At 63.1% G+C, this 24,351-nt stretch carries 28 protein-coding genes; 5 read left to right on the forward strand and 23 right to left on the reverse strand.

Annotated elements, in window-relative coordinates; genetic code table 11:
• Positions 1-24 precede the first annotated feature (24 nt).
• On the reverse strand, positions 25-696 hold the full coding sequence (locus Q0936_RS05440) for a YafY family protein (RefSeq protein ID WP_299296710.1): 672 nt from the start codon (positions 694-696) through the stop codon (positions 25-27).
• A 1-nt stretch (position 697) separates the two neighbouring features.
• Positions 698-1,072, reverse strand: a complete 375-nt coding sequence (locus Q0936_RS05445; protein ID WP_299296712.1) for a hypothetical protein — start codon at positions 1,070-1,072, stop codon at positions 698-700.
• Positions 1,073-1,289: 217 nt separating this feature from the next.
• On the opposite strand from Q0936_RS05445, the gene tatA reads away from it, so the two are divergent.
• From tatA to Q0936_RS05465, 4 genes are read left to right on the forward strand one after another with little or no spacing between them, the layout of a single operon-like run.
• Positions 1,290-1,508, forward strand: a complete 219-nt coding sequence (gene tatA, locus Q0936_RS05450) for a twin-arginine translocase TatA/TatE family subunit (protein WP_299140640.1) — start codon at positions 1,290-1,292, stop codon at positions 1,506-1,508.
• A gap of 3 nt (positions 1,509-1,511) precedes the next feature.
• A complete protein-coding gene (gene tatB, locus Q0936_RS05455; protein ID WP_299296714.1) occupies positions 1,512-1,958 on the forward strand; it encodes a Sec-independent protein translocase protein TatB in 447 nt (148 codons plus the stop codon).
• Positions 1,959-2,855 (forward strand): twin-arginine translocase subunit TatC, encoded by an 897-nt coding sequence (tatC, locus tag Q0936_RS05460; RefSeq protein ID WP_299296718.1) that lies wholly within the window; start codon positions 1,959-1,961, stop codon positions 2,853-2,855.
• A 1-nt stretch (position 2,856) separates the two neighbouring features.
• The gene (locus Q0936_RS05465; protein ID WP_299296720.1) at positions 2,857-3,699 is read left to right on the forward strand and encodes an ATP-binding protein; all 843 of its coding nucleotides are present in this window, start codon (positions 2,857-2,859) and stop codon (positions 3,697-3,699) included.
• Here Q0936_RS05465 and Q0936_RS05470 read toward each other — a convergent pair.
• The 17 genes from Q0936_RS05470 to alr all read right to left on the reverse strand — a co-directional run bounded on the left by Q0936_RS05470 (position 3,696) and on the right by alr (position 18,668).
• Entirely contained in the window at positions 3,696-4,739 is a 1,044-nt protein-coding gene (locus tag Q0936_RS05470) for a Hint domain-containing protein (protein WP_299296722.1), read from the reverse strand. The genes Q0936_RS05465 and Q0936_RS05470 overlap by 4 nt on opposite strands.
• Positions 4,740-4,907: 168 nt before the next feature.
• The gene (locus Q0936_RS05475) at positions 4,908-6,113 is read right to left on the reverse strand and encodes a peptidoglycan DD-metalloendopeptidase family protein (RefSeq protein WP_299296724.1); all 1,206 of its coding nucleotides are present in this window, start codon (positions 6,111-6,113) and stop codon (positions 4,908-4,910) included.
• Between the two features lie 69 nt (positions 6,114-6,182).
• Positions 6,183-6,842 (reverse strand): protein-L-isoaspartate(D-aspartate) O-methyltransferase, encoded by a 660-nt coding sequence (locus Q0936_RS05480; RefSeq protein ID WP_299296726.1) that lies wholly within the window; start codon positions 6,840-6,842, stop codon positions 6,183-6,185.
• Positions 6,839-7,621: a 5'/3'-nucleotidase SurE gene (surE, locus tag Q0936_RS05485; protein WP_299296727.1), complete on the reverse strand. Its 783-nt coding sequence runs from the start codon at positions 7,619-7,621 to the stop codon at positions 6,839-6,841. The genes Q0936_RS05480 and surE overlap by 4 nt, the downstream gene beginning before the upstream one ends.
• 107 nt (positions 7,622-7,728) lie before the next feature.
• Positions 7,729-8,418 carry a class I SAM-dependent methyltransferase gene (locus Q0936_RS05490; RefSeq protein ID WP_299377937.1) on the reverse strand — a complete coding sequence of 230 codons (690 nt, stop codon included), beginning with the start codon at positions 8,416-8,418 and terminating at the stop codon, positions 7,729-7,731.
• Positions 8,408-9,049: an SDR family NAD(P)-dependent oxidoreductase gene (locus Q0936_RS05495; RefSeq protein ID WP_299377939.1), complete on the reverse strand. Its 642-nt coding sequence runs from the start codon at positions 9,047-9,049 to the stop codon at positions 8,408-8,410. Before Q0936_RS05495 ends, Q0936_RS05490 begins: the two co-directional genes overlap by 11 nt.
• A gap of 31 nt (positions 9,050-9,080) precedes the next feature.
• Positions 9,081-9,359, reverse strand: a complete 279-nt coding sequence (locus Q0936_RS05500; RefSeq protein WP_299297881.1) for a hypothetical protein — start codon at positions 9,357-9,359, stop codon at positions 9,081-9,083.
• Between the two features lie 116 nt (positions 9,360-9,475).
• Positions 9,476-9,889, reverse strand: a complete 414-nt coding sequence (locus tag Q0936_RS05505) for a hypothetical protein (RefSeq protein ID WP_299297883.1) — start codon at positions 9,887-9,889, stop codon at positions 9,476-9,478.
• Positions 9,890-9,936: 47 nt separating this feature from the next.
• Positions 9,937-11,391: an amidophosphoribosyltransferase gene (purF, locus tag Q0936_RS05510; protein ID WP_299141238.1), complete on the reverse strand. Its 1,455-nt coding sequence runs from the start codon at positions 11,389-11,391 to the stop codon at positions 9,937-9,939.
• Between the two features lie 150 nt (positions 11,392-11,541).
• On the reverse strand, positions 11,542-12,573 hold the full coding sequence (locus Q0936_RS05515) for a Hint domain-containing protein (RefSeq protein WP_299297885.1): 1,032 nt from the start codon (positions 12,571-12,573) through the stop codon (positions 11,542-11,544).
• Between the two features lie 89 nt (positions 12,574-12,662).
• A complete protein-coding gene (locus tag Q0936_RS05520; protein ID WP_299140654.1) occupies positions 12,663-13,217 on the reverse strand; it encodes a CvpA family protein in 555 nt (184 codons plus the stop codon).
• Positions 13,218-13,249: 32 nt separating this feature from the next.
• Complete coding sequence (gene radA, locus Q0936_RS05525; RefSeq protein WP_299140655.1) at positions 13,250-14,617, reverse strand: DNA repair protein RadA; 1,368 nt, start codon at positions 14,615-14,617, stop codon at positions 13,250-13,252.
• Between the two features lie 40 nt (positions 14,618-14,657).
• Entirely contained in the window at positions 14,658-15,416 is a 759-nt protein-coding gene (locus Q0936_RS05530; protein ID WP_299297887.1) for a DNA repair protein, read from the reverse strand.
• 106 nt (positions 15,417-15,522) lie between these two features.
• Entirely contained in the window at positions 15,523-15,981 is a 459-nt protein-coding gene (locus tag Q0936_RS05535; protein WP_299297889.1) for a paraquat-inducible protein A, read from the reverse strand.
• 65 nt (positions 15,982-16,046) lie between these two features.
• Positions 16,047-16,796, reverse strand: a complete 750-nt coding sequence (locus Q0936_RS05540) for an ATP-binding cassette domain-containing protein (protein ID WP_299297891.1) — start codon at positions 16,794-16,796, stop codon at positions 16,047-16,049.
• Positions 16,797-16,863: 67 nt separating this feature from the next.
• A complete protein-coding gene (locus Q0936_RS05545) occupies positions 16,864-17,637 on the reverse strand; it encodes an ABC transporter permease (RefSeq protein ID WP_299140658.1) in 774 nt (257 codons plus the stop codon).
• The gene (gene alr / locus Q0936_RS05550; protein WP_299297893.1) at positions 17,634-18,668 is read right to left on the reverse strand and encodes an alanine racemase; all 1,035 of its coding nucleotides are present in this window, start codon (positions 18,666-18,668) and stop codon (positions 17,634-17,636) included. The genes Q0936_RS05545 and alr overlap by 4 nt, the downstream gene beginning before the upstream one ends.
• A 131-nt stretch (positions 18,669-18,799) precedes the next feature.
• Here alr and Q0936_RS05555 point away from each other — a divergent pair, with 131 nt between their 5' ends.
• Positions 18,800-19,933: a sterol desaturase family protein gene (locus tag Q0936_RS05555; RefSeq protein ID WP_299297895.1), complete on the forward strand. Its 1,134-nt coding sequence runs from the start codon at positions 18,800-18,802 to the stop codon at positions 19,931-19,933.
• Here the strand turns inward: Q0936_RS05555 and Q0936_RS05560 are convergent.
• The 4 genes from Q0936_RS05560 to pyrC all read right to left on the reverse strand — a co-directional run bounded on the left by Q0936_RS05560 (position 19,930) and on the right by pyrC (position 24,337).
• Entirely contained in the window at positions 19,930-20,721 is a 792-nt protein-coding gene (locus Q0936_RS05560; protein ID WP_299297897.1) for a DUF1194 domain-containing protein, read from the reverse strand. The two genes, Q0936_RS05555 and Q0936_RS05560, sit on opposite strands and share 4 nt — an antisense overlap.
• Positions 20,722-20,846: 125 nt before the next feature.
• Complete coding sequence (locus Q0936_RS05565) at positions 20,847-22,343, reverse strand: replicative DNA helicase (RefSeq protein WP_299140664.1); 1,497 nt, start codon at positions 22,341-22,343, stop codon at positions 20,847-20,849.
• Positions 22,344-22,597: 254 nt separating this feature from the next.
• Entirely contained in the window at positions 22,598-23,272 is a 675-nt protein-coding gene (locus Q0936_RS05570; protein ID WP_299297899.1) for an orotate phosphoribosyltransferase, read from the reverse strand.
• Positions 23,273-23,302: 30 nt separating this feature from the next.
• A complete protein-coding gene (gene pyrC, locus Q0936_RS05575; RefSeq protein WP_299297901.1) occupies positions 23,303-24,337 on the reverse strand; it encodes a dihydroorotase in 1,035 nt (344 codons plus the stop codon).
• Positions 24,338-24,351 lie beyond the last annotated feature (14 nt).

Genomic DNA, 24,351 nt, shown 5'->3' on the forward strand with positions numbered 1-24,351 from the left:
GCCCACCCGCCGACCCTTGGGGCGTCAGAGCGTTGGATCATAGTCTTGCAGGCGCTTGCCGGGCTCGTCGGTGAAGAGTTCGGGCAATGCTTCGGCGGTCTGGATGAGGTCGACGCGGAACACCCGGAAATCGTTTCGGAGTTCACACCAGGTGGTCAGCGTCCAGACGCGGCCCCAGTATTCCATGTGCAGCGGGCGCACGGTGCGCGTGGTGATGCGGTCGCCTTTGGAGTGGTAGGTCAGTTGCAGCTTTTGCCGGGCACGGATGGCTGCCCGCAGGGTGGGCATCTGGGCAAAGCCGCGTACCGCGTCGGCAAAAGGGTAGACCGCGAATTTCCACTTGTCAGCGTCCGCCACGGTGCGTTCGGGCAGGACTGCGTCGATCTTGTCAGCCAGCGTGCGCGCGGCGGTCTTGAGCGTGTCATCTGCGGCCTCGGCCACGATTGCCATGCCGAGGTTCAGGGCCTCCAATTCTTCGGTGGTGAGGGTAAGGGGTGGCAGGCTGATCGCTTGGGTGATCATGTAACCCACGCCGCGTTCCCCCTGCACAGGCAAGCCGGACGCCACCAGCGTGTCCATGTCGCGGTAGATGGTGCGCACCGACACCTCGCAGATTTCTGCCATCTCCTGCGCGGTGTGCAGCTTGCCGTCGCGCAGGATCTGGATCAGGTAAAAGAGTCGGTCGGTGCGGCGCATATCACTCCTGTTGCAACTGGATCGCGGCGTGGCGCATGTCCATGCCGTCGGGTGCGATCATGGCCATGAAGGGGGCGGCTTCGGGGCGTTCGAACATGGCGGCGGCAGCGGATTTTGCGGCGTCGAGCGACGTCCAGACGATGTGATCGGTCCAGAGCCCGGTGTCGTCGACCGACAGGGTGCGTTTAACCATGGCATCCGTGCTGCGCAGGAATGGTCCCATATCATCCGCAGCGTCAATGAACGCGGCTGGGCTGGTGCCTTCGATCAGGCGGAAGGTCACAATTTCGGACACGGGGCCTGACGGGCCAGCGCCCTCGGCGCTGGCGGCATGGGCGATGGTGAGGGCAAAGAGGGAAGTGGTGAGGACGCGCATCGATAGGTCTCCTTCTTGGTTCATGCGTGATGCGGCCGGTTTAGAGAGATCCAACTGACACTAACCTGTCAGTTGGATGCAGGCCACCGAAATTTTTACGGCTTTTCCGGCCTCAGACCACTTGCAACGCGTGTCTGACCCTTTCGGCGCGAGTGGGCTTTTCATAAATCTGGAGGCGACAGGCGGCATTCCGTCGCCAAAGACATGGGAGAGACCAATGGGAATTGGAAACATCGGACTTCCGGGCCTGCTGCTTATCGCTGTTGTGGTGCTGGTGCTGTTTGGGCGGGGCAAAATCTCGAGCCTAATGGGTGAAGTCGGCAAGGGCATCACCAGCTTCAAGAAGGGCGTGAACGAGGGCAAGGACGAGCTGGAAGCGGCAAGCGCCGAAGAGGCCAAGGACATTACGCCCGAGACTGAAAAAGACAAGGTCTGATCCATGTTCGACCTTGGCTTTGCCGAGCTGCTGATCATCGGGATCGTGGCGCTGATCGTGATTGGCCCCAAGGACCTGCCCATGGTGTTTCGCCAGGTGGGGCGGTTTGTGGGCAAGGCCCGCGGCATGGCGCGCGAGTTCTCGACGGCCATGAACCAGGCGGCGGATGAGGCGGGCGTCAAGGACATCCAGCGCACGATCAACACCGCCACCAACCCGGTGGGCAGTGCCATGGACGGGGTCAAGGACGCCGCACGCGACGTGACATCATCCCTGAGCGATCTGGACCCGAACAGCGAAACCGGCAAGCTGGCGGCGGAACGTGCCGAGAACGCGCGTAAGATCCAGGCGGCTACCGCCCGTGCGCAGGCCGAGCGCAAGACCCAGGAAGCAGCCGACGCGCTCAAACGCGCCGAAGAGCTGGAAGCGCAGGCCCCGAAAGAGAGCTAGATGAGCCAAACTGACAATATGGACGACAGCACCGCGCCGCTGATCGAGCATCTCGCCGAGCTGCGCACCCGGCTGATCCGGTCCGTGATCGCGTTCATCATCGCGATCACGATCTTTTTCGTGCCGATCCAAGGCGAGTTTATCGCAGCGCACGTGCTGGAATTCCTGTTAGCCCCGATTGAAAGCACGTTGCGCGCTTTGGGTGATCCGTCGCCGACGTTCCAATATACCAGCCCACAGGAATACCTGTTCACCCTGTTCCGCGTGTCGATGGTGTTCGGCTTTGGCATCGCCTTTCCGGTGATCGGCTACCAGATGTGGCGATTCGTGGCGCCGGGACTGTATAAGCAGGAAAAGAACGCCTTTCTGCCGTTCCTGATCGCCTCGCCGCTGATGTTCATACTGGGTGCCAGCTTTGCCCAGTTCGTGGTTACGCCGCTTGCGATGCGGTTCCTTTTGGGCTTTGCCGATGCGTCGTCGATGTTTGCCTCGATCCTTGGCTCGGCCACTGAACCTGGCGATGGTCCGACCATCGTGTTCAACGGCAAGGTCAACGAAAGCCTTGATATCACTCTGAAATTCATCATGGCCTTTGGCCTGTGCTTTCAGCTGCCTGTGCTGCTGACGTTGATGGGCAAGGCGGGGCTGGTCAGCTCCGAAGGCCTCGGCAATGTGCGCAAATACGCGATGGTGGGTATTCTGGTGCTGGCTGCCGTGGTCACGCCGCCTGATGTCATCACGCAGTTGATCCTGTTCACTGTGGTCTACGGCCTCTACGAAATTTCCATCTGGCTGGTGGCCCGCGTTGAAAAGAAACGCGATGCCAAGCTGCGCGAAGAGGGCTATTTCGACGACGAGGACGATCTGGGTGATCTGCCCGAGGACGAGTTGAAGTAAGATGATCGACGACCCCATGGATCGCATCGCTGCGGCGCTGGAGCGGATGTCTCCGGCGCCTCTGGCGGCCCCTGATTTTGACGCGGCTTCGGCCTTTGTCTGGCAGACGGGACCGGACCGGCTGGAGCCTGTGACGCATGTGTCGCGCGTGCCTTTGGATCTGCTGTTGGGGGTTGAACGGTCGCGCGACACGCTCTTGGCCAACACCCGTCAGTTTGCGGCTGGATTGCCTGCGAACAACGCCCTGCTTTGGGGTGCACGAGGCATGGGAAAATCTAGCCTTGTCAAGGCAATCCATGGCGCACTTGAGGCAGAATACAAAGATCTGAAAATGGTCGAACTGCACCGCGAGGATCTGCCGTCTGTGGGGCGTCTGCTGAACCTTTTGCGTACCGCTGACACGGCGCGGTTTATCCTCTTTTGCGATGACCTGTCGTTCAGCCATGATGACCAGCACTACAAGTCGCTCAAGGCGGTGCTGGATGGCGGGATCGAGGGGCGGCCCGATAATGTCATCCTGTATGCCACGTCGAACCGTCGCCACCTGATGCCCCGTGACATGATCGAAAACGAACGCGGCAGCGCCATCAACCCGTCCGAAGCGGTCGAGGAAAAGGTGTCGCTGTCAGACCGGTTCGGGCTGTGGCTGGGCTTCCATGCCTGCGATCAGGATCAGTACCTGGCGATGATCCGCGGCTATTGTGCGGCCTATGGGGTCGAGATCGACGATGACACGCTCTGGGCCGAGGCGATTGAATGGCAGGCCACACGCGGGTCCCGGTCGGGGCGCGTGGCCTGGCAGTATTTCTGCGACCTTGCCGGTCGACGCGGCGTCGCTATCTAGGCCGCCAATAGCTGTGCCTCATAGCCTTTGAGGCATGGCGCATACATCGGGCCATAGCCAGTGAGGTCCGGGAACAGCCGCTCAATCTCGTGCCGAGCTTCCTCTCCGACCGCACCCATCGCAATTGCACCGGGATAGAGCGTCTCGCTCCAGATGCCGTGGGATCGCACCACGTTATGTGTCTCAAGCAGGATGTGATGATAGGTCACCCGCCCGCCAACCTTGCGATAGACACCGTCCATGCACGAAAGGTCTTTGGCCCGCACCAGCACTTCGTCCTGACCAAACAGCATTTCCGCCCGCCAGTCCGATAGCAAAATGGCGTGCTGCGGAGAGACCACAAGATCGCTGTCATTGCCCAACGTGCCGGCGGAAATCACGATGGGAGCGATGTCCGCTGTGGCCGCGACTGTGGACTGACCAGCCCATAGGATGGGCTGTGGGCCTGACGCGGCGGTCAGGACCAAATCGCCCTCGGACAGGTCTTCGACCCTGCGCGCACCGCAGGGCGTGTCGATCATCATGCCCGAGGCAAAACACACGACGGTCCCGCCCAGTGACGTGTGCGGCACCAACTCGCCATTGTCCACGATCCCGCCAATGGTCAGGTTCGTGTTCGGCGGTGGCATCCCGTCCGGAAAGACCAGGAAATACCCGTCCTCATCGCTCGCAGAGGCGTTGGCCCCATCGTTCAGATCGTTGTCGTTGTTCAGGTCGACATCGATGACCGCAACCTGCCACGTGGTCGTGCCGTCTGTGACCGTAAAGGTGTAATCCCAGATGATCTGGCGTTCGACCCCGCCGATGAACACGGTCTGCTGACCAATCGCGCCAAACCGCTCTTGCGCCTGCACCGTTTCGTTGTTGGCTCCGTCACCGTTAAAGTTCGTGGCACCATCGTTCTCGTTTACGACGAAATAGGTGGTGTCGCCGGTATAGCTCCAGGTGCCGGACGGAGCGAAGGCATAGTTGTTCGCCGCTCCGTTGACGGTTGTCTGAATGCCGCGCAGGGCAAAACTGTATCCATAAAAGACAGGCATGGGCCCGAACCAATCCAAGTTGTTTCCTTGGATTGTTTCTGATCCAGCAACAGGGCATGGATTGGGCCATACGCCGCCGTTTTCGATAAATCAGAGGTCATTTTTAGGCAAATGTGGCGGGTTCACCCGCTGGGGTAGGAACCGCGCCACAGTTGCCGCAGGTGCGCCTTATTTCAGGAAGGGGCCGGGATCGACGCTGTCGAAACCGTCGCGCACCTCAAAGTGGACAAAGGCGTCGTCGTCAGCACTGCGCAGTTTGGCGATGGCCTGGCCGCGCCGGACAGTGTCGCCCTTGGCCACCTGAACGCCGTCCACATTGGCGTAAACGGTCAACAGGTTGCCGGGATGGCGGATCACGATGATCGGGACGCCTTCGGCGCTTTTGGTGATGGCGGCGACGGTGCCACCGGTCGCGGCCTTGACCGGGCTGCCGGGTGCTGCCTTGATATCGATGCCTTCGTTGCGGCCCTTGGCGTATTCGCGGATGATGTTGCCCTGCACGGGCAGCGCCATCTGCGCGGGTTTGGCCGCTGTGGTCGTTTCACCCACATCTGCCGTGGGTTTGTCGGGATCGGGCGATCCGGGGGGTGGGTTCGCGGTGTCGTCCTCGGGCAATGGCTTGGCCGCACTGGGGGGCAACGGCGTGGGTGTGCCAGAGCCGGGGGCGGTGGTCCCATTGGCGTTTGCATTGCGCGGCGGTGCGGCCACACGCGCGACCGGGATCAAAAGGAACTGCCCCTCGCGCACGGCAAAGTCGGCACCCAGGCCGTTCCACTCGGCCAGCGACTTGGCGGGCACCTGATAGAGCCGCGCGATGGTAAAGGCGGTCTCGCCGCGTTCCACCCGGTGCCGGATCGGTTCCTGCCCGGTTTGTGGCAGGGACGCTGTCGGCGCGGCCGTGGCCGGGGTGGGGGCTGCGTTGTCGATGGCGTTTCCGGCCAGCGTGGTCACATCCACCGAAGACGGCTGGATCGGTCCGGTGCCAATGGCGCCTGTTGCGGGCGACGGTTCGGCCACACGGCGGGGCAGGGCGATGACCTCTCCGGCGCGCAATGGCACGTCCGGTTCGATCCCGTTGTACCGTCCCAGTTCGTTGGGCGGCAGGCCCACACGGCTGGCCACGTCCGTCAACGTGTCCCCGCGCCGGGCCACAGCCACCTGGTAGTTGGGATAGGAAATCACACCGCGCGCATCCGGGCGCGGGCGGTCCGCGGTGGCGTTCTGCGCAGCCTGCGCGGTGGTAAACCCGCCCCCAATGCCGCGCAGGTCAAAATCCAGCGGCTCGTCACAGGCGGTCAGCACCAGCAGGCCGCAGGTTGCAATCATCAATGGCCCACGCGTGCGCAAACGGGGGGTGGGGAAACTCGGGGTCATCTGCGTCGTCCTCTCGCCGGACCCCTCGTTCGCGGGGGCCTTGTCGGTCGCGCATCTTTTACACCAGTTCTACTCTTTGCCCAAGCCCTCGAGCAGCGGGACAAAGCGGACGTCGCGCATTTCGTCATATTCGAGGCCCGATGCGGTCTTGTGCACACGGATCAAGCTCTGGACGGCATCGGATTGACCCACAGGCAGCACCATAATGCCACCTTCTTTCAACTGTGCCAGCAAAGGGCCGGGGGGGTCTTCGGCAGCGGCGGTGATGATGATCCGGTCAAAGGGCGCCTGATCCGGCAGCCCATGTGACCCGTCCGCCGTCAGCGCCGTGATGGTATGCAAATCCAGCTCTTCAAAGATGGCGCGCGCCTCGTGCACCAGCCGCCGGTGCCGGTCGATCGTATAGACGCGCCGCGCCAGTTTCGCGAGGATCGCCGCCTGATAGCCCGATCCGGTCCCGATCTCGAGCACCTTGTCCCGCGGGCTGATGTTCAGCGCCTGCGTCATCAGCCCCACCACCGACGGCTGACTGATCGTCTGCCCACAGGCGATGGGCAGCGGCATATCCTCGTACGCGCGTTCCGAGAAAAGCCCACGTACAAAGGGCCCCCGGTCGATTTCCTCCATCGCCTGCAACACGCGCTTGTCGGTCACGCCCTTGGAGCGGAGCGCATAGAGGAACTGCATCTTGCGGGTGGCGAGGTCGTCCTCGCTGTGCTCTGCGCTCATGTGGCGATGGCCCCGAGCGTGTCCAGCATGTCATGGGCCGTCAGGTCCGCGCGCATCGGCGTGACCGAGATATAGCCATCCAGATTGACCGCCGCGTCGGTGCCCGCCGCCGTCTGCACCTGTTGGTTGCCGCCCTTGATCCAAAGGTAATCGCGGCCCGTAGGCGAGGTCGTCGCCTCGGTGTGAAACCCGGTGCCGGGGCGCAACCCCTGCGGCACCAGCCGCGTGCCTTTGACGTCTGCTGCGGCCACGGGCGGCACGTTGACATTGTAGAACAGTTGATACCCCGGCTGACCGCTGGGCGTGGCGGCAATAATCCGCTCAACCACCGCTTTGCCATGGATGGCCGATGCCTCGAACGGGTTGTCGAGGTCGCGATTGGCAGGGCCGTAATATTGCGAGATCGCAATCGACAGCACGCCTTGCAGCGCCCCTTCGATGGCCGCGCCCAGGGTCCCGGAATAAAGCGCATTCTCCGCCGAGTTGTTGCCCCGGTTGACGCCCGACAGGATCAGGTCGGGGGCCGTGTCCAGCACCTGGTGCAGCCCCGCCAGCACGCAATCCGCCGGGCTGCCCTCAATCGCGAACCGCCGCTCGGCCAGCTGTTGGATCATGAACGGCCGGGAATAAGAGATACAGTGCCCCACACCAGACTGTTCAAAGGCCGGCGCCACGGTCCAGACCTCGCCATCCGGTCCCGCAAGTGCGGTCGCGATGTCGGTCAGAACCGCAAGGCCCGGTGCCGAAATGCCGTCGTCATTGGTGATGAGAATGCGCATGTGCTGCCCCTTTCCGCTTTACTAGGCGCGGGACAGTGGTGGTGGCAACGCATCGCAAGCCTCGGTGCCGATTTTTTTGTGCCACTGCATGGATCGTTGCGCACCCGCTACGCGCGGCGCGCCACATATCCGTGTGACAGACGCGACGGTGGTCCGGCGGAAAACGGATGGGCGGTCACGTCCTCGAACCCTGCCTCGTTCAGCATCTGGGCTGCGTGTTCCGGCTCAAACGCTGCATTGCCCCACCGCCAACGCACCAGTGCCGTACACCAATGCGGTTTCGAAATGGCCATGACCAGCGTGCCACCGGGGGCCAGCCGATCATGCAGCCAACGCAGCGCGTCCAGCGGATCATCCAGATGCTCGATAACATGGGCGCAAAGCACCACGTCCTGCGGCGGCAGGTCTGGCACATGAGCGCCCAATGGCGTCGCCACCGTCCGGGCAGGGGCCAGCCGGGTGGCGGCGGCCTCTAGCATGGCGGGCGAGATGTCGGTCAGGGTCAGCGCACCGGGTCGGCCATGCCGCGCCACCCAAGCGGTCGCAAAGGCACCCGTGCCGGTCCCTACATCCAGCACCCGCGCGTCCGGCGCAGGTTCCGGGGTATGCGCCATGACTTCGGCATAGGCTGTCAAAAACCCAAGCTTGGAAATGCCGTCCTGCCAACCCGTTGCCGCCGCATCATAGACGGCGCGCAACGCACCACCGCGTGCCACGGGTTTGGGTCGGTCAAAGGTGGTAAAGTATCTCAGCATCCCGCCATGGGGCCACGGCGCGGCCCCAAGATCAAGCGCCAAGTTCCGCCAAAATGCGCACAGCCTCGGTTTGCGGATCGGCCAAGGGGCTGCGGTCCTCTCCGGGGTGGAACCGCGCGCGGGTGGCGGTAGGCATCGCGTTTGGTGTCGCAATGTGGACACGGGGGCCGGTCTTTACGGTCTCGGCTTGCCAACTGCGCGCCAGCGCGATCTGCGCGGCCTTGGTCGCGCCATAGCTGCCATAGAACGTCGCACCCGCTTTGGGATCGTCAAAGAATACCGCCGTGCCTTCGGTCCCCAGCAGCGGCGCGACATAGGTGATCAAGGTGGCCGTGGCTGTCACATTGCCCGCCACGGATTTCGCCATGTCCTTGGCGTCGATCATGCTCGCCGGTGCCAGCGGGGCGGCATGCACTGCCGTATGCACCCACAGGTTCAACGCGCCCCAGCGGTCATGGATGCCACGGCACAGCGTTTGCATGGCTGCGTCATTTGTGATGTCCATCGGCGCCAATGTCGCCGCGCCGCCTGCGGCCTTGATCTGATCATCCAGCTCTTCGAGCGCGCCTGTGGTCTTGGCCACGGCGATGATGTGATGCGTCGGTGCGAGGGCGCGTGCAAGGGCCGCGCCAAGGCCGCGGGATGCGCCGGTGATGAGGGCTGTCTGTGTCATGCGCCGCTCTTGCCCTGTGCCGCAGCGAGGGTCAAGCAGCAGCACGCGCACCCGGCACCTCAGGCAGGCGCAGCACCCGCTGCCCTGTGGCGGTCTGCAAGATGACGGCATCCACCGAAATCGCCGCAACTGTGCCCTGACGCAGCCGGTCACCCGGCACGATCTGACGGATCTGGCCAGCAGGGGTGCGCAACAGCGCGCGCCGGTTGTCGTCTGTGCCCATGATCCCGATCACCTGCAATGAGCGCAGTGGCAATGCACTGCGCTGCGTGGCGTGATCGGCGGTGGTGCGGTTGGTTGTCTCGGACATAATGCCTCTGCGTTCGTGGGTGAACGCGGGCGCTATCACAGGGTGTCAGAGGGTGAAATCCGGGCTTGTCGCAGTGCGCAACCGCCCGCGCATTGACGTTTGGGCAGGTGGCAAACCTATGCCGACGCGCGTTTGTTCCGATGATAGGTGAACGTCAAATAGGCCAGTTGCCACAGCGCATCCTCCGGCAGGTCCGCGCCAATCTCAAAGGTCATTGCGCGCCGCCCATCATTGTCGAACTGGCCCGGAAACCGCGCCTCCATCTGTTCAGCAAGGTCAGTTTTGCAGTCCACATAGACCAACAGGTGATCCGGAGTTTCAGGTGACCACGTCATGCGCAAGGTCGAACCGGTACGCGCCCGCCGCGGTCGCCAGGCCGGTTGTCCCCACTTGAGGCTTTCGTCCAGTGGACCAACTTCGGCTGCATCAGCTACGTCGCAAAAGACGGTGCGCGCCCTGGCGAATGCGAGCTGCACGCGGTCGGGCCAGTTGGCAATCAGATCAAGCAGGTCTCGGTGCATATGTTCCACGGACTGCACACTGGCACGGCATCTTGACGAAAAGTGTCAGCAGCGCACTATTCCGCTGCCTTCATCTCGAACCCTTTTTCGATCATATCAGCGGGCTCGACCGGATATTCCCCGGAAAAACAGGCGTCGCAATATTGCGGGCTGCTTGGGTCACGGCCCTTGGCCTGACCGACCGCGCGGTACAGCCCATCGAGCGAGATGAACTTGAGGCTGTCGACACCCAGATGCTGACACATCTCCTCTTCGCTCATGGTGGCGGCCAGCAGCTTTTCGCGCTGGGGCGTGTCGACACCATAGAAACAGGGCCAAGCAGTCGGCGGGGATGCAATGCGGAAATGCACCTCTTTGGCACCGGCATCCAGGATCATTTCCTTGATCTTGCGGCTGGTGGTGCCGCGCACGACGCTGTCATCCACGAGGATCACGCGCTTGTCCCGGATCAGTGCCCGGTTGACGTTCAGCTTGAGCCGCACACCCATGTTGCGGATGCTCTCCGTGGGCTCGATGAACGTCCGGCCCATGTACTGATTGCGGATGATCCCCATGGCATAGGGAATGCCGGATTCCAGCGAGAACCCAATAGCCGCAGGCGTGCCGCTGTCGGGCACCGGACAGACCAGATCGGCCTCCACAGGCGCTTCCTTGGCCAGTTCGCGGCCAATGTTCTCGCGGGTTTCATAGACTGACCGCCCACCCAGGATGCTGTCTGGGCGGCTGAAATACACGTGTTCAAAGATGCAGAACCGCGATTTTTGCGGGCGGAAGGGGAAACGACTGTCGACACCCTTGTCGGTGATCACCACCATCTCGCCCGGCTCGATCTCGCGTACGAATTCGGCACCGATGATGTCCAGACCACAGGTCTCGGAACTCAGCACGTAACCGGTTTCCAGCTTGCCCAGCACCAACGGACGCACACCAAGTGCGTCGCGCACGCCGATCAGCTTGGTCCGCGTCATGGCGACCACGGAAAACGCGCCCTCGACCCGGCGCAGCGCGTCTTCCATCCGCTCGGGGATGTTGCGTTGCAGGCTGCGGGCCATCAGGTGAATGATACACTCGCTGTCGGACGAGGATTGAAAGATCGACCCGCGCTCGATCAACTCGCGGCGCAGAGCGTCGGCGTTGGTGATGTTGCCGTTGTGGGCAATGGCGGCACCACCCATGGCAAACTCGCCAAAGAACGGCTGCACATCGCGGATCGCGGTCTGACCTTTGGACCCGGCCGTGGAATAGCGCACATGCCCAATCGACAGGGATCCAGGCAGGGTCTCCATCACGGACTGAGACGTGAAATTGTCGCGCACATAGCCAAAGCGGCGGGCCGAGTTGAACCCTTGGTCGGGATGGTAGGCGACAATGCCGCCCGCTTCCTGACCACGGTGTTGCAGGGCGTGCAGGCCGAGGGCTACGAAATTGGCTGCATCGAGCGTGCCAAGAACGCCAAAGATGCCGCACTCTTCCTTGAGTTTGTCGTCGTCAAAGGGATGGGCGGGGGGCATCAGCGCGTCAGCGTCAAAGTCGGACAAGAGGCAGCTCCGAATCCGTTTCAGGGGACTGCGTGCCGTGTAGCAAGCCCGGCACGCGCTGTCACGAAAGGATCACAAATGTTCCGAAACGTTGATCGGAACGCCACAACCCATGCGCAAAAGTCACGCCGCGCGGTAGTGCGCCCAGGCGGTTGCCTCGTGCTGCTTCAACGTGACGGCTGCCGCTGTGCCAAATTGCGCCACAGCGTTGCGCCAACAGGGGAACAGCGCCAACAGTTCGGCCCGTGCCGCGTCGCCCAGACCCCGGATCGACATCTCTGACAAAAAGAAACTCTCGCTCAGGATGCCATTGGCGGACACAACCTCGTGGGTGTCGAACATGAAATGCGTGTACTCGATGGTTGGCTGCGGGATGATGGACACCCCCGGCAGATCGGTCAGGTGCTTGGCCGCAATCAACACTTCGGAGGCGCCGAACAGATAGGCCGCACTGGCATCGTCAAAGAACATGCGGTGTTCTTGCGACACTTTCAGCGTCTGCGCGTTGCCCATCGCACCCGGCGCAATCACCACGGGGGCAAAGGCGCCGGCACCGATGACGGTCGACCGCCCGATCCAACGCACCGGTTGCAGGCCATTGCCCGCGGTCCACACCTTGTCGCCCACGCACAGCGCCTCGACCGGAATGTCCGCACCGTCCGCCGCGATCATGGAACCGGGACCGAAACAGGTCACGAAATCTGTGTAGTTTGAAGATCCGGCATTGCTACCGCTGACCTTTTCATAGGACACACCGTCGCCAAGCGGCGCGTCACTTGAAAACCCCCAGACATCGCCTGTGTTCCCGTTCTGGGAAAAGACGGTGATGGTGATCACCGGGCCAACCTGATTGCCACCTGCATCAAGCGCGCGCACCTGGATCAGCGATTCCGCTTCGACCCCGTTGCCATTGCCCACCAGACCGGCACCGTCCACGACGGTGTGACCGCCGGATTGATCGTCTTCGAACACATCCGGATCGCCGCTGGTGTCATCCAGGGTGATCGTCCGCCCGCTGCCTTGGGTATAGGTGAACACCGTCCCGTTTGGCGTGCTGGAATTGTTGATGATCGGATTGCCGACAATCCCCGCAGAAGAGCTGGATTGAACAACCAGATTTTCACTGTCTATCGCGACAAACGTTCTTAGAACCATGATGCACCAAAGCAATCGTTAGCAGAGGTGCGTGTTCTGACGGACCCAAGTGTCCAGACTTGGATCAAATTGCGACCTTGTCGGGGCGTTTATTCGGCGCAGGCGCCAACCAGGCTTTCGTACTGGCGGGTGATCCAGCCAAGCGCCTGTTCGGGGTTCTGTTCTTCGATCTGCCCGGTAAAGCGTCCAAAGACGGCTGCAGACCGGCTTTCATCCACGATGGTGAACTCCTGACCGGTGATCACGGTGTCATAGACAAAGAACGCGATGGCGACCAACAGCACGCCACGCGCAACCCCAAAGAGGAACCCGAGGCCCTGATCCAGCCCCCCTAGCGCCGAACGCCGCACCAGCGACGAAAACAGCGGCGTGAACAGGGACACCACAATCAGGATCACGGCAAAGACCAGCGCAAAGGCGCCAATGATGCTCAACTCGCAACTGTCAGCAAGGAAATCACCGATCACGGGGATCTCGCGCACCATCGGCTCGACCCGTGGCGCAAAGAGAAAGGCGAGGATGGCCGCTGCAATCCATGCCGCGATGGCCATGCCCTCGCGCACTAGACCGCGCCCATAGGCCAGCAGGGCCGACAGGATGATGACCACGGCCACAGCGCCGTCAATGATGGTGAACCCTTCCATGGTCCTGCCCCTTTTATTCTGCCCTGTGGCACTTACCCGGCGCCAAACACGTCCCCGACAAATCCGGTCAGATCACTGAAGCGTTTCAGCGTCAAACCAGAGGCCCCCTGAGCTTTTCCGCCTTTGGGTGCAATGGCCGTTGTGAAACCAAGTTTTTCCGCCTCTTTCAACCTGTTTTCGGTCTGGGGTGCAGGCCGAAGCGCACCCGACAGGCTGATTTCGCCAAAAACAACCGTATCTGCAGGCAGTGCACTATCTTCACGTGCAGATAGCAATGCCGCTGCAACCGCAAGGTCAGCCGCCGGTTCCGAAATTTTCATGCCGCCCGCGACGTTCAGATAGACGTCCAGCCCCGCAAAGGGGATGCCGCACCGCGCCTCGAGCACCGCAAGGATCATGGCCAGCCGCCCACCGTCCCAGCCCACAACCGTGCGCCGCGCCTGACTGTGTGGCGAGGGGGCGACCAGCGCCTGCATTTCGCAGAGCACGGGCCGCGTGCCTTCGATGCCTGCAAAGACCACCGAACCGGGCGACGGTTTGCCCCTTTCGGACAAAAACAGGGCCGAGGGGTTGGTGACTTCGGCCAACCCCTTGCCGGTCATCTCGAACACGCCGATCTCGTCTGCAGGGCCAAAGCGGTTTTTGACCGCGCGCAGGATGCGGAACTGGTGGCCGCGTTCACCCTCGAAATAGAGTACAGTATCGACCATGTGTTCAACCACGCGGGGGCCTGCGATCTGGCCCTCTTTGGTGACGTGACCCACCAGCACGATGCTGATGCCTTTGCGCTTGGCAAATGTGGTCAATTCATGCGCGGCGGCACGGACCTGACTGACAGAGCCGGGGGCACTGTCCACGGTATCGAGCCACATGGTCTGGATCGAATCGATGATGGCCAGCCCCGGTGCCTCGGCCTCGAGCGTGGTGAGGATGTTGCGCAGGTTCGTGTCGGCGGCCAGTTGTACCGGCGCATCCGCAAGACCAAGGCGCTGGGCGCGCATGCGCACCTGCGCGCTGGCCTCTTCGCCGCTGACATAGATCGTCTTGAGGCCATTGCGTGCAAACCGGGCGGCCGCCTGCAAGAGCAGGGTGGATTTGCCGATGCCCGGATCGCCGCCGACCAGAATGGCAGAGGCCGGCACCAGCCCGCCGCCCAGAACCCGGTCCAGTTCCGCGACCCGGCTTTGCGTGCGCGGCGGCGGCGTTTCTTCGGCGGCGAGTTCGGTCAGGATGACACCGGTGCCGCGCTTCGCGCCCAGGGATTTGCCGCCCGGACCTGCCGACAGGCCGGTGTCTTCGGTGATCGTGTTCCATTCGCCGCAACTGTCGCAACGCCCCGACCATTTCGAGAACGATGCGGCACAGGCGGCGCAGGTATAGGTGGTGGTGGATTTGGCCATGGCGAGGGGTGTGCCTCAGCCGCCGAGCGGGGTCAAAGGCTTATTCCGCCGCACGGGGCAGGGCGGGCGTGTCGCGGTCCAGGCTGACCACGGTTTCGGTCCCCTGATCCTGCACCAGACCATCCAAAGTCTCGCGCAGACGCTCCAACTGTGCGGCGGCCACGCTTTCCTCCAACTCGATCTGGGTGCGCCAATGGGTCAGCTCGTTTGCGATGCCCTTGGCCTTGTCGAGGCGGGTGTTGAAGGTGTCGATTTCTTCCTGACGCTGGGTCAGGAACGCACGGGCGCGCGTGACCTTGTCATCGGAATAGGTGTCGGCCAGTTCGCGCGACAGGAATGACATCTGTGCGGCGAGGTCGAGAACTTCGGGTTCCAGATCGCGCAGGTCCGGGTGATCGTGGAGATAGGCCAGCCGTTCGCGCACGGCCTCGAATTCGCCGCTGAGTTGGAACACCTGCCCACGGTCGGCGGCATGCACCGCCCCATAAGCGCGCACGATGTCCTGCATGCCCACGTGGAACTTGCGGTGCGAGTTCTCCAGCTGCAGCACCCGGCGGTTGGTCGGCAGATAGGCCAACAGCCCCACAGCCAGGACGGCCGCGCCGATCTGGGTGTACATCCCGGCTTGCGGCACATATGCGCCGTTCCACGTCAGCGGCAGGTCAATCCATGGCCAGATGCCCAGATACGCCAGCACCAGCGCCGTAACCGAAAGAATGGCGGCACAGATCACGCTGAACATCGCAAGATGCTGCACCAGATACCGGACAAGATGAAAAACCGCGCGCAGATGGGCCAAGGTGTCTCCCCCCCAGAAGAAACAAGTCGTTAACCGCTATATAAAACGGGTCGCGGGGGCGGACATAGGGGAAAGTCGCAGGAAAAGTGTCACGACATGCGCGTTTTCACCCGTCGGTGGAAACAGTCGGCTTGGATTTGCGTGATTGTTCTGTGGCCCAGCTCACCCAGAGCGACGTGAGGATGCAGGCGGTAAAGAGGTAGAGACCCCACGCGGTTTCCAGGCGGCCCACGCCGATGCCCTTGGCGAGCGTGATGTAGAGCGCGATGAGGAAGATGTCGGCCATGGCCAGCTTGCCCAGCAGCGAGACGGCGGGGAGCAGTCGCGGGCTGAGCAGGCGCCAGTGCATGAGCGCCAGGGCGATGGTTTTGAGATAGGGCGCGAAAAGCGCGAAGACAGTGACGACGAGGGCGAGGAAAACGTCCGAGGCCCAGAGCGATTGCAGCCCGGTGATGACGGAGATTTCCTTGAGATTGAAGAGCGGCAGGAGGCCTGCGCGCATCAGCGGTGCGAACCACGACAGGGGAAAGAGGATGAGGAGGGAGAGGTTGATCCAGCGGTGCATGGGATGTGCCGTTGGGTGGCTCTGTTTGGCCTTGCGGCCAAAGACGCCCACCCGCCGACCCTTTTTTATCTGACGGCTTCGATGGGGCCGGTGGCGCGGCCGTGGATGAATTGATCGACGTAAGGATCGCCCGCGCTGTCCATGTCGGAGACGGGGCCGGTCCAGCGGATCTTGCCCCCGTGCAGCATGGCGACGGTGTCGGCGATGCTGCGCACGGAGGTCATGTCATGGGTGATGGTCATGGTGGTGGCGCCCATTTCGGTGACGATTTCGCGGATCAGGTCGTTGATCACGCCGGCCATGATCGGGTCGAGACCCGTGGTGGGTTCGTCGAAGAAGATGATCTCGGGTTCGGCGGCGATGGCGCGGGCGAGGCCCACGCGTTTCTGCATGCCGCCCGACAGTTCGGCGGGCAGACGGTCGGCCACGTCCGGGGTGAGGCCCACGCGGCGCAGTTTTTCGATGGCGATGTGGCGCGCCTCGTCGCGGGGTTTGGCGAGGCTGCCGCGCAGCAGGCGGAAGGCCACGTTTTGCCAGACGGGCAGAGAATCGAAGAGGGCCGCCCCCTGAAAGAGCATGCCGAAGCGCGCAAGGAAGGCGTCGCGGTCGCCGGTTCTGGTGACGTCCTGGCCGTCCACGGTGATTGTGCCCTGATCCGGGGTGACGAGGCCAAGTACGGTTTTGATTGTGATCGATTTGCCCGTGCCCGAGCCGCCGATGATCACCATGGAGGTGCCGCGTGCCACGTGCAGGTCGACGCCGCGCAGCACATGGTTGTCGCCAAAGCTTTTGTGGACGTTGTCGAGCGTGATCATGGGCGGGGGCCTTTGGCCTGGGTGGCATGCCTCCGGCGGGCATATTCGGGGAACAATGAAGGGGCGATCATAGCGAGAAGAACACCCCCGTGAGTACGAAGTTCGCAGCGAGGATGAGGACAGCGGCGGCTTCGACCGAGCCCTTTGTGGCGCGGCCCACGCCCTGGGCGCCGCGGCCCGAATTCATGCCGAAATAGCAGCCCATGAGGGCGGCGAGGCAGCCGAAGACAGCACCTTTGGCGAGGCTGGAGGTGATGTCGCGCAGTTGCAGGAAGTCGACGGTGTTCTGGATATAGGCCGCGGCATTGAAGCCCAGCGTGCCGGTGGCGACCGCATAGCCGCCGAAGATGCCGATGATGTCGCCCACGCCCACCAGCAGTGGCACCACCAGTGTGGCGGCCAGCACGCGCGGGGCGGTGAGGTATTTCATCGGGTGCGTGGACAGGGTGACCAGCGCGTCGATCTGTTCGGTGACCTTCATCGTCGCAATCTCGGCTGCGATGGAGGAGGTGACGCGGGCGGCGATCATCAGCCCCACCAGCACCGGACCCAGTTCGCGGACCATGCCGATGGCGACGATCTGGGGCACCACGGCCTCGGCGTTGAAACGGGCGCCCCCTGCGTAGATTTGCAGTGCCAGCGCGCCGCCGGTGAATATGGCGGTGAGGCCCACCACGGGAAGGGATAGCCAGCCGATGTTCAGGAGCGCGAGGCCAAATTCACGCGGATAGAAGGGGGGGCGCAGGATGTGGGTCAGTGTGGCCCAGGCAAAGAGGCTGACGCGCCCGATGGCCGCGAGAAAGCCCAACACCGTGCGTCCGATGGCGGCGAGAAACCTCATTCCACGTAGGACCTGTGATAGCGCAGACCAAGCGAGGTCAGGATTTCATAGCCGATAGTACCTGCGGCATCGGCCACGGTGTCGACCGATTGGTGCCGGCCCATCAGTTGCAGGTAGCCGGGATCGCGGTCGAGCATCGTGACATCCGCCGTGATCAGGTCCATCGACACGCGGCCCACCACGGGGCAGGGCGTATCGCCTGCGTATAGTGTGGCGCGCGGTCCCATGGCGCGGATCAGCCCGTCGGCATAGCCGCCCGACACGGTGGCAATGCGGCTGTCGCGCGGGGCGGTCCAGACATTGCCGTAACCCACGGTCTCGCCCTGTGCGACGTCGCGCACCTGAATGACCGGCAGGTCCAGCGTCACCACCGGCACCGCATCGACAAAGGGCAGACCGCCATAGAGGCCCACGCCGGGGCGGGTCATGTCGAAATGATACTCCGGCCCCATCAGCGCCCCACCTGTGGCGGCAAGCGAGCGCGGCACATCCAGACCGTCGGTCATGGCACGAAATTCGGCCAGTTGGTGGGCGTTCATCGGGTGACCGGGCTCGTCCGCGCAGGCCAGGTGCGACATGATCAGCTGCGGGCCCTGGGCGATGGCGATGTCGCGCACGGCGGACCATTCGGCAGGCTCCATGCCCAGCCGGTTCATGCCACTGTCAAGCTGGATGCCAAAGGGCGCGCCGGGCAGGGCCTCGACATGGCGCAACATCTGATCGACCGAGTTCAGGAGCGGTACCAGAGCCGCCTCGCGGATCGGTTTGGTGTCATTGGCCATATGGCCGGAAAAGACATAGATCTCAGGCCCCTGACCCAGGGCGGCGCGCAGCACGGCCCCTTCCTCGGCCGTGGCCACGAAAAAGCTGCGCACGCCCGCGCGCGCCAGCGCTCGGCCGACAACAGGCGCGCCCAGCCCATAGCCATTGGCCTTGACCACCGCGCCGGTCTCGCCATCGGATCGCGCATCAAGGGACTGCCAATTGCGCACAAGCGCGCCAAGGTCGATAGAGAGGGTCGCAGAGGTCATGCAGGGGGTTTTGACAGGCAATCGCCGCTTGGGAAAGGGCAAATCTGCGTGGCTTTCAAGGTGGGGAATACCCTGCTTGTGCCTGTGGGCTGCGTGATTACCTCTGTGCGACCCAACGGAGGAGAGGGCGCATGGGGCTGATCACGCGATTGCTGGCCGAATTTGAACGACCGCGGGCCAAACGCCCCTTTGGCAGCGGCTGGATCAGCGGCAGCCTGTCGGTTCTGGCCGGGCTGACGGGGCTGTTGATCATCCTGATCCGGTTTTTCCCCGAAACCTTCACTATGCCCGACCTGCAGGTGATCCATGACAGCGGGGCGACCACGACGGCGCTGCGGGTGATCCTGCTGACGGGCTATGCGCTGGCAGTGCTCAGCGTGATGCTCTGCCGCCGCAAGGTGCTGGGCTGGACGGGTTTGGGCCTTGTGGTGCTGGCCTCGCTTTTGGGCACGGCAGAGTCGCAGGTGATTGGGGATGCGCGTCAGTCACTTTATTTCGGGCTGGACTATTTCATCATCAACATCGTCGTGGTGGGGCTGCTGTTCGTGCCGATTGAACGGTTTTTCCCGAACCGTGCCGACCAGACCGTGCTGCGCGATGAATGGCGCGAGGACGTGTTCTATTTCCTCGTCAGCTCGCTCTTGGTGCAGGTGCTGACCTTCCTCGCTATGGCGCCCAGCAATGCCGTCTCGGGCTGGTTCGACTTTGCAGGCACACGCGCGGTGATCGGGCTGATCCCATTCTGGGTGCAGGTGCTGATCATCATGGCAGCCACGGATTTCGTGCAATACTGGGTCCACCGCGCCTTTCACACCGTGCCGTTCCTGTGGCGCTTTCACGCCATCCACCACTCGCCCAGGCAACTGGACTGGCTGGCCAGCGGGCGCATGCACTTTGTCGAGATCGCGGTGCTGCGCGGGGTGACGGCGGTGCCGATGTTCACGCTGGGGTTCGATCCGGCGGCGATCCAGACCTACCTGCTGGTGGTCTATTTCTACTCGACCTTCATCCACGCCAACCTCAGCTGGCATTTCGGCTGGCTGGAACGGTTCCTCGTCACGCCACGCTTTCACCACTGGCACCACGGCAGCGACCGCGCGGCCATCGACGTGAATTATGCCTCGCACTTCCCGGTCTATGACTTCCTCTTTGGCACGCACCATCTGCCGGACACCGCTTGGCCTGACAGCTATGGCGTGGTGGGCGATGACGTGCCCAAAGGCTACTGGCGGCAATTCCTGCACCCGTTCCGCCGCACCCGCTAGGGCAGGGCAAAGATGTCGCGATTGCGCTCCCAGATCTCCTCGCCGATGAGGCAGTTGTAGGGCCCCGCCGCCTGCGCCCGCCACAGCCGCTCGGGCGGCAGGCCCGCAATTTCCAGCACCAGCTTTTGCCGCACCGCGTCGGCAAAAGCGCTCCACTCCACCACCGGCAACACGAAGGACCCGGTGCCGCCCGTCACGCAGGCGATGTAGTAGACATCCAGATCGGGGATGTTCCAGCGGGACATGAAACTGTCATCCTGCGTCATCAGCGGCAGGCCGTTGATGGTGATGCCCTGCGCCAGCACCCGGTCGCGGGCCTGCGTCACGGGCGGGCCCATATTGTTGGGCCCGTCGCCCGAGATGTCGACGACCCGGCGCAACCCGTCAAACCCGTTGGCCTCTATCGACGCCGCCGCATGGTCCAGCGCGCCCGAAATCGACGTGCGCCGCAGCGCCTCGTCGAAATGCGCGGTGATCTGCGACGCCACGCGGGCGGCGTCTTCGGGTCCTTCGATCATCGTCCACGGCACGATGACCCGCTGGTTGTACACGCCCGCCCATTCCACATAAGTCACCGCTACTCGGCCCAAAAGCCCACCAGTGATCGCCGCCTGCACCTCCGGACTGACCAACGCCTCGGCATAGCCGCGCCGTTGGATCTCCAGCTCAAAGGGCTGCATCGACCGGCTGACATCCACGGCCAGAAACAGCTCCACATCCACCTCCGTGCGGTCCTGTGCACAAAGAGGCGCGGCCAAAAGGCTCAGCAAAAGGGCAATCAAACGCATGACCCCCAGTGGGCCGCAGATTTCCACGCCTGTCCAGTCACAGCACAGTGTGCGTGCACCAGTTTGGGTCGATTGCACAGAAATATTAGGGCGCAGCCACGGGGCCGAGCAAAGCCAGAGGACGCCTAGAACCCCACGTCGCCGCCGCCAGCACCCTGCTGCCAAGGCTGCACAAGGTTGCCAAACCGCGTGAACCGGCCCTCAAAGGACAGATCGACCGTACCAATCGGGCCGTGACGCTGCTTGCCGATGATGACCTCGGCGCGGGCGTGCAGGCGCTCCATCTCTTCCTGCCACTTGGCCATGGCCTCCAGATCGTGATCGCCGGGCTTTTCACGCTCTTTGTAATACTCCTCGCGGAACACGAACATCACGACGTCCGCGTCCTGCTCGATCGATCCCGATTCCCGCAGGTCCGACAGTTGTGGCCGCTTGTCCTCGCGGTTTTCCACCTGACGCGACAGCTGGGACAGGGCGATGACGGGAATGTTCAGCTCCTTGGCGATGGCCTTCAGGCCCATCGAAATCTCCGCAATCTCCTGCACCCGGTTCTCGGCCCCGCCGCGCACCAGCTGGAGGTAATCGACCATCAGCACGTCCAACCCATGCGTCCGCTTCAGCCGTCGCGCCCGCGCGGCCAGCTGTGCAATCGGGATGGCGGGCGTGTCGTCGATGAACAGCGGACAGGCCTCCAACTGCTTGGCCGCATCCACGAACCGGCGGAACTCGGCCTCGGTCATGTCGCCCCGGCGGATCTGTTCGCTGGGCACCTCGGATGCTTCCGACAGGATCCGCGCGGCCAACTGTTCCGCGCTCATCTCCAGCGAATAAAACCCCACGACGCCGCCCTCGATGGCCCCTTCGGACCCGTCGGGCTTGATCCCCTTTTTATAGGCCTTGGCAATGTTGAACGCGATGTTGGTGGCCAGCGATGTTTTGCCCATCGACGGACGCCCGGCAAGGATCAACAGGTCAGACGGGTGCAGGCCGCCCAACTTCTTGTCCATGTCGATCAGACCGGTGGAAATGCCCGCCAGCCCACCCTCGCGCTGATAGGCGGCATTGGCCACGTTCACCGCATCCGTCACCGCCTTGAGGAAGGACTGGAACCCGCCCTCGGTGCTGCCCTGTTCGGCCAGCTTGTAGAGCGCCTGTTCCGCCTCGACGATCTGTTCCTTGGGCTCGGAGGCCACATCGACCTTGGCCGCGCGCGCCGAAATGTCCCGCCCCAGCAGGATCAGATCCCGCCGCACCGCCAGGTCATAGATCATCTGCGCATAGTCGCGCACCGCAAAGGCGCTGATCGCCGCGCCCGCCAGACGGGCCAGATAGGCCGGGCCGCCCAGCTCCTTGAGGCCCTCGTCATCCTCCATGAACGCCTTGAGCGTCACGGGGCTGGCCAGGTTGTTCTTGGCAATCCGCGCGGCAGAGATTTCAAAGATGCGGGCATGCACCGGATCATAGAAATGGCCCGGATTGATAATCGCCGCGACCCGGTCATAGACGTCATTGTTGGTCAGGATCGCGCCCAGCAACTGTTGTTCGGCCTCGATCGAATGGGGCATTGTCTCCGCGTCTTGCACGGCCACGCCAGTCGGATTGATCGCTGCAATTTCATTCATGGCCCGGCCCCGCTTTGTTTTTTCATTGTCCCCGTAGACAGGGGCAATGCCACAGCGCGCACCGTCTGGAAACCTAGAACAACCCTGTGCGCAACCCTTTGGATAAATCCGATAATGCCATGAACCGGCGCACATGTCGACGTCCGAGCCGGGCCTGACACCACATATAGCGGGGCATGAAGGTCAGAATCGCTCTTGTCCACACCCCGTCCACAGGGCGCATCACGCGACGTCGGCGGGTTTTTTCCGATGGCTCAGGCGCGGTCTGCCTGCCATTTGCGCGGGTCGTTCAGAAACGCCTCGACCCCGCTCAGCGTGTCCTCGTCAAAGGTCCCGCTGGCGCGCGCCTCGGCCAGAACATCCCACCACGTGCACAGGTAATGCAGGTCAACCCCATGATCGCCCAGCATCTTTTCCGTCTCCGGGAAAATACCGTAGTAGAAAATCACCGCCGTATGGGCGCAACTGGCCCCAGTCTCGCGGATCGCATCCACAAAGGACAGCTTGGACCCCCCATCGGTGGTCAGGTCCTCGACCAGCAGCACACGCTCGCCCTCGGTCATTACGCCCTCGATCCGGGCGTTGCGGCCATACCCTTTGGGTTTCTTGCGCACATAGGTCATCGGCAGGCCCATCCGCTCGGCCACCAACGCGGCAAAGGGCATGCCCGCCGTCTCGCCACCGGCAATGTTGTCGAACGCCTCGAAGCCTGCGTTGCGCATCACAGTCACGGTCATGAAATCCATCAGCGTCGCGCGGATGCGCGGGAACGAAATCAGCTTGCGACAGTCGATATAGGTCGGGCTGGGCAGACCGGACGACAGGATGAACGGATCAGCCGCGTTGAAATGCACCGCCTTGATCTCCAGCAACATGCGCGCGGTCAGGCGCGCCATCTCTTCGGCGGTGGGATAGCTGGTGGGGATCATGGGCGTGCCTTTTTGGTCAGGAATACAGGATCAGCCGACGCTCCAATGCAGCGGACGGCCAGCGTCAAAGACGGTGACGGGCCCGGCACCGGTGTCGACGGATGTGGGTGGCGTGATCGGGTCACCCTTGGTCAGGGTGATGGTGTCGGTGTTCACGGGCAGACCATAGAACGCAGGGCCATTCAACGACACAAACGCCTCCAGCCGGTCCAGCGCGCCCGCCGCCTCGAAGGTCTCGGCCAGACAGGACAGCGCCACGGGTGCTGTGAAACACCCCGCGCAGCCACAGGCGTTCTCCTTGGTGTGCGTCGCGTGCGGCGCGCTGTCAGTGCCCAGGAAAAACCGCGCCTCGCCTGACGTTGCTGCATCCAAAAGCGCCGTCTTGTGTGACCCGCGTTTCAGGATCGGCAGGCAGTAGTAATGCGGGCGGATCCCGCCCACCAACATGTCATTGCGGTCCAGCATCAGGTGCTGCACCGTGATCGTGGCCCCAAAGCTGCCATCCTGCGCACGCGCGTAAGCCACGGCGTCCGAGGTCGTGATATGCTCCATCACCACCTGCAGGCCGGGGGTCGCGCGCCGGATCGGGCCCAGCACCCGGTCGATGAACACGGCCTCGCGGTCAAAAATGTCGATATCGCCATCCGTCACCTCGCCATGGACACAAAGCGGCAGGCCAATCTCGGCCATCCGCTCCAGCACAGCGCGCACATTGTCGAAATTCGCCACACCCGAGGCGGAATTGGTCGTGGCCCCGGCGGGGTACAGCTTCACCGCCTTGACCAGACCACTTGCATGGGCCGCGGCCACATCGTCCGCATCCGTGTCCTCGGTCAGGTACAGCGTCATCAGCGGATCAAACGCCATCCCCTCGGGCAGGGCGGCCAGTATCCGGTCACGATAGGCGGCGGCCTGCGCGCCCGTCACCACGGGCGGCACCAGATTGGGCATGATGATCGCACGGGCGAAATCGCGGGCAGAGTGGGGCAGGACGCCCTCCATCATCGCGCCATCGCGCAGATGCAGGTGCCAATCGTCGGGGCGGGCAATGGTCAGGGATGTCATGGCCTGCGCGTTAG

It is taken from the genome of uncultured Tateyamaria sp., assembly GCF_947488715.1.
Taxonomy (GTDB): domain Bacteria; phylum Pseudomonadota; class Alphaproteobacteria; order Rhodobacterales; family Rhodobacteraceae; genus Tateyamaria.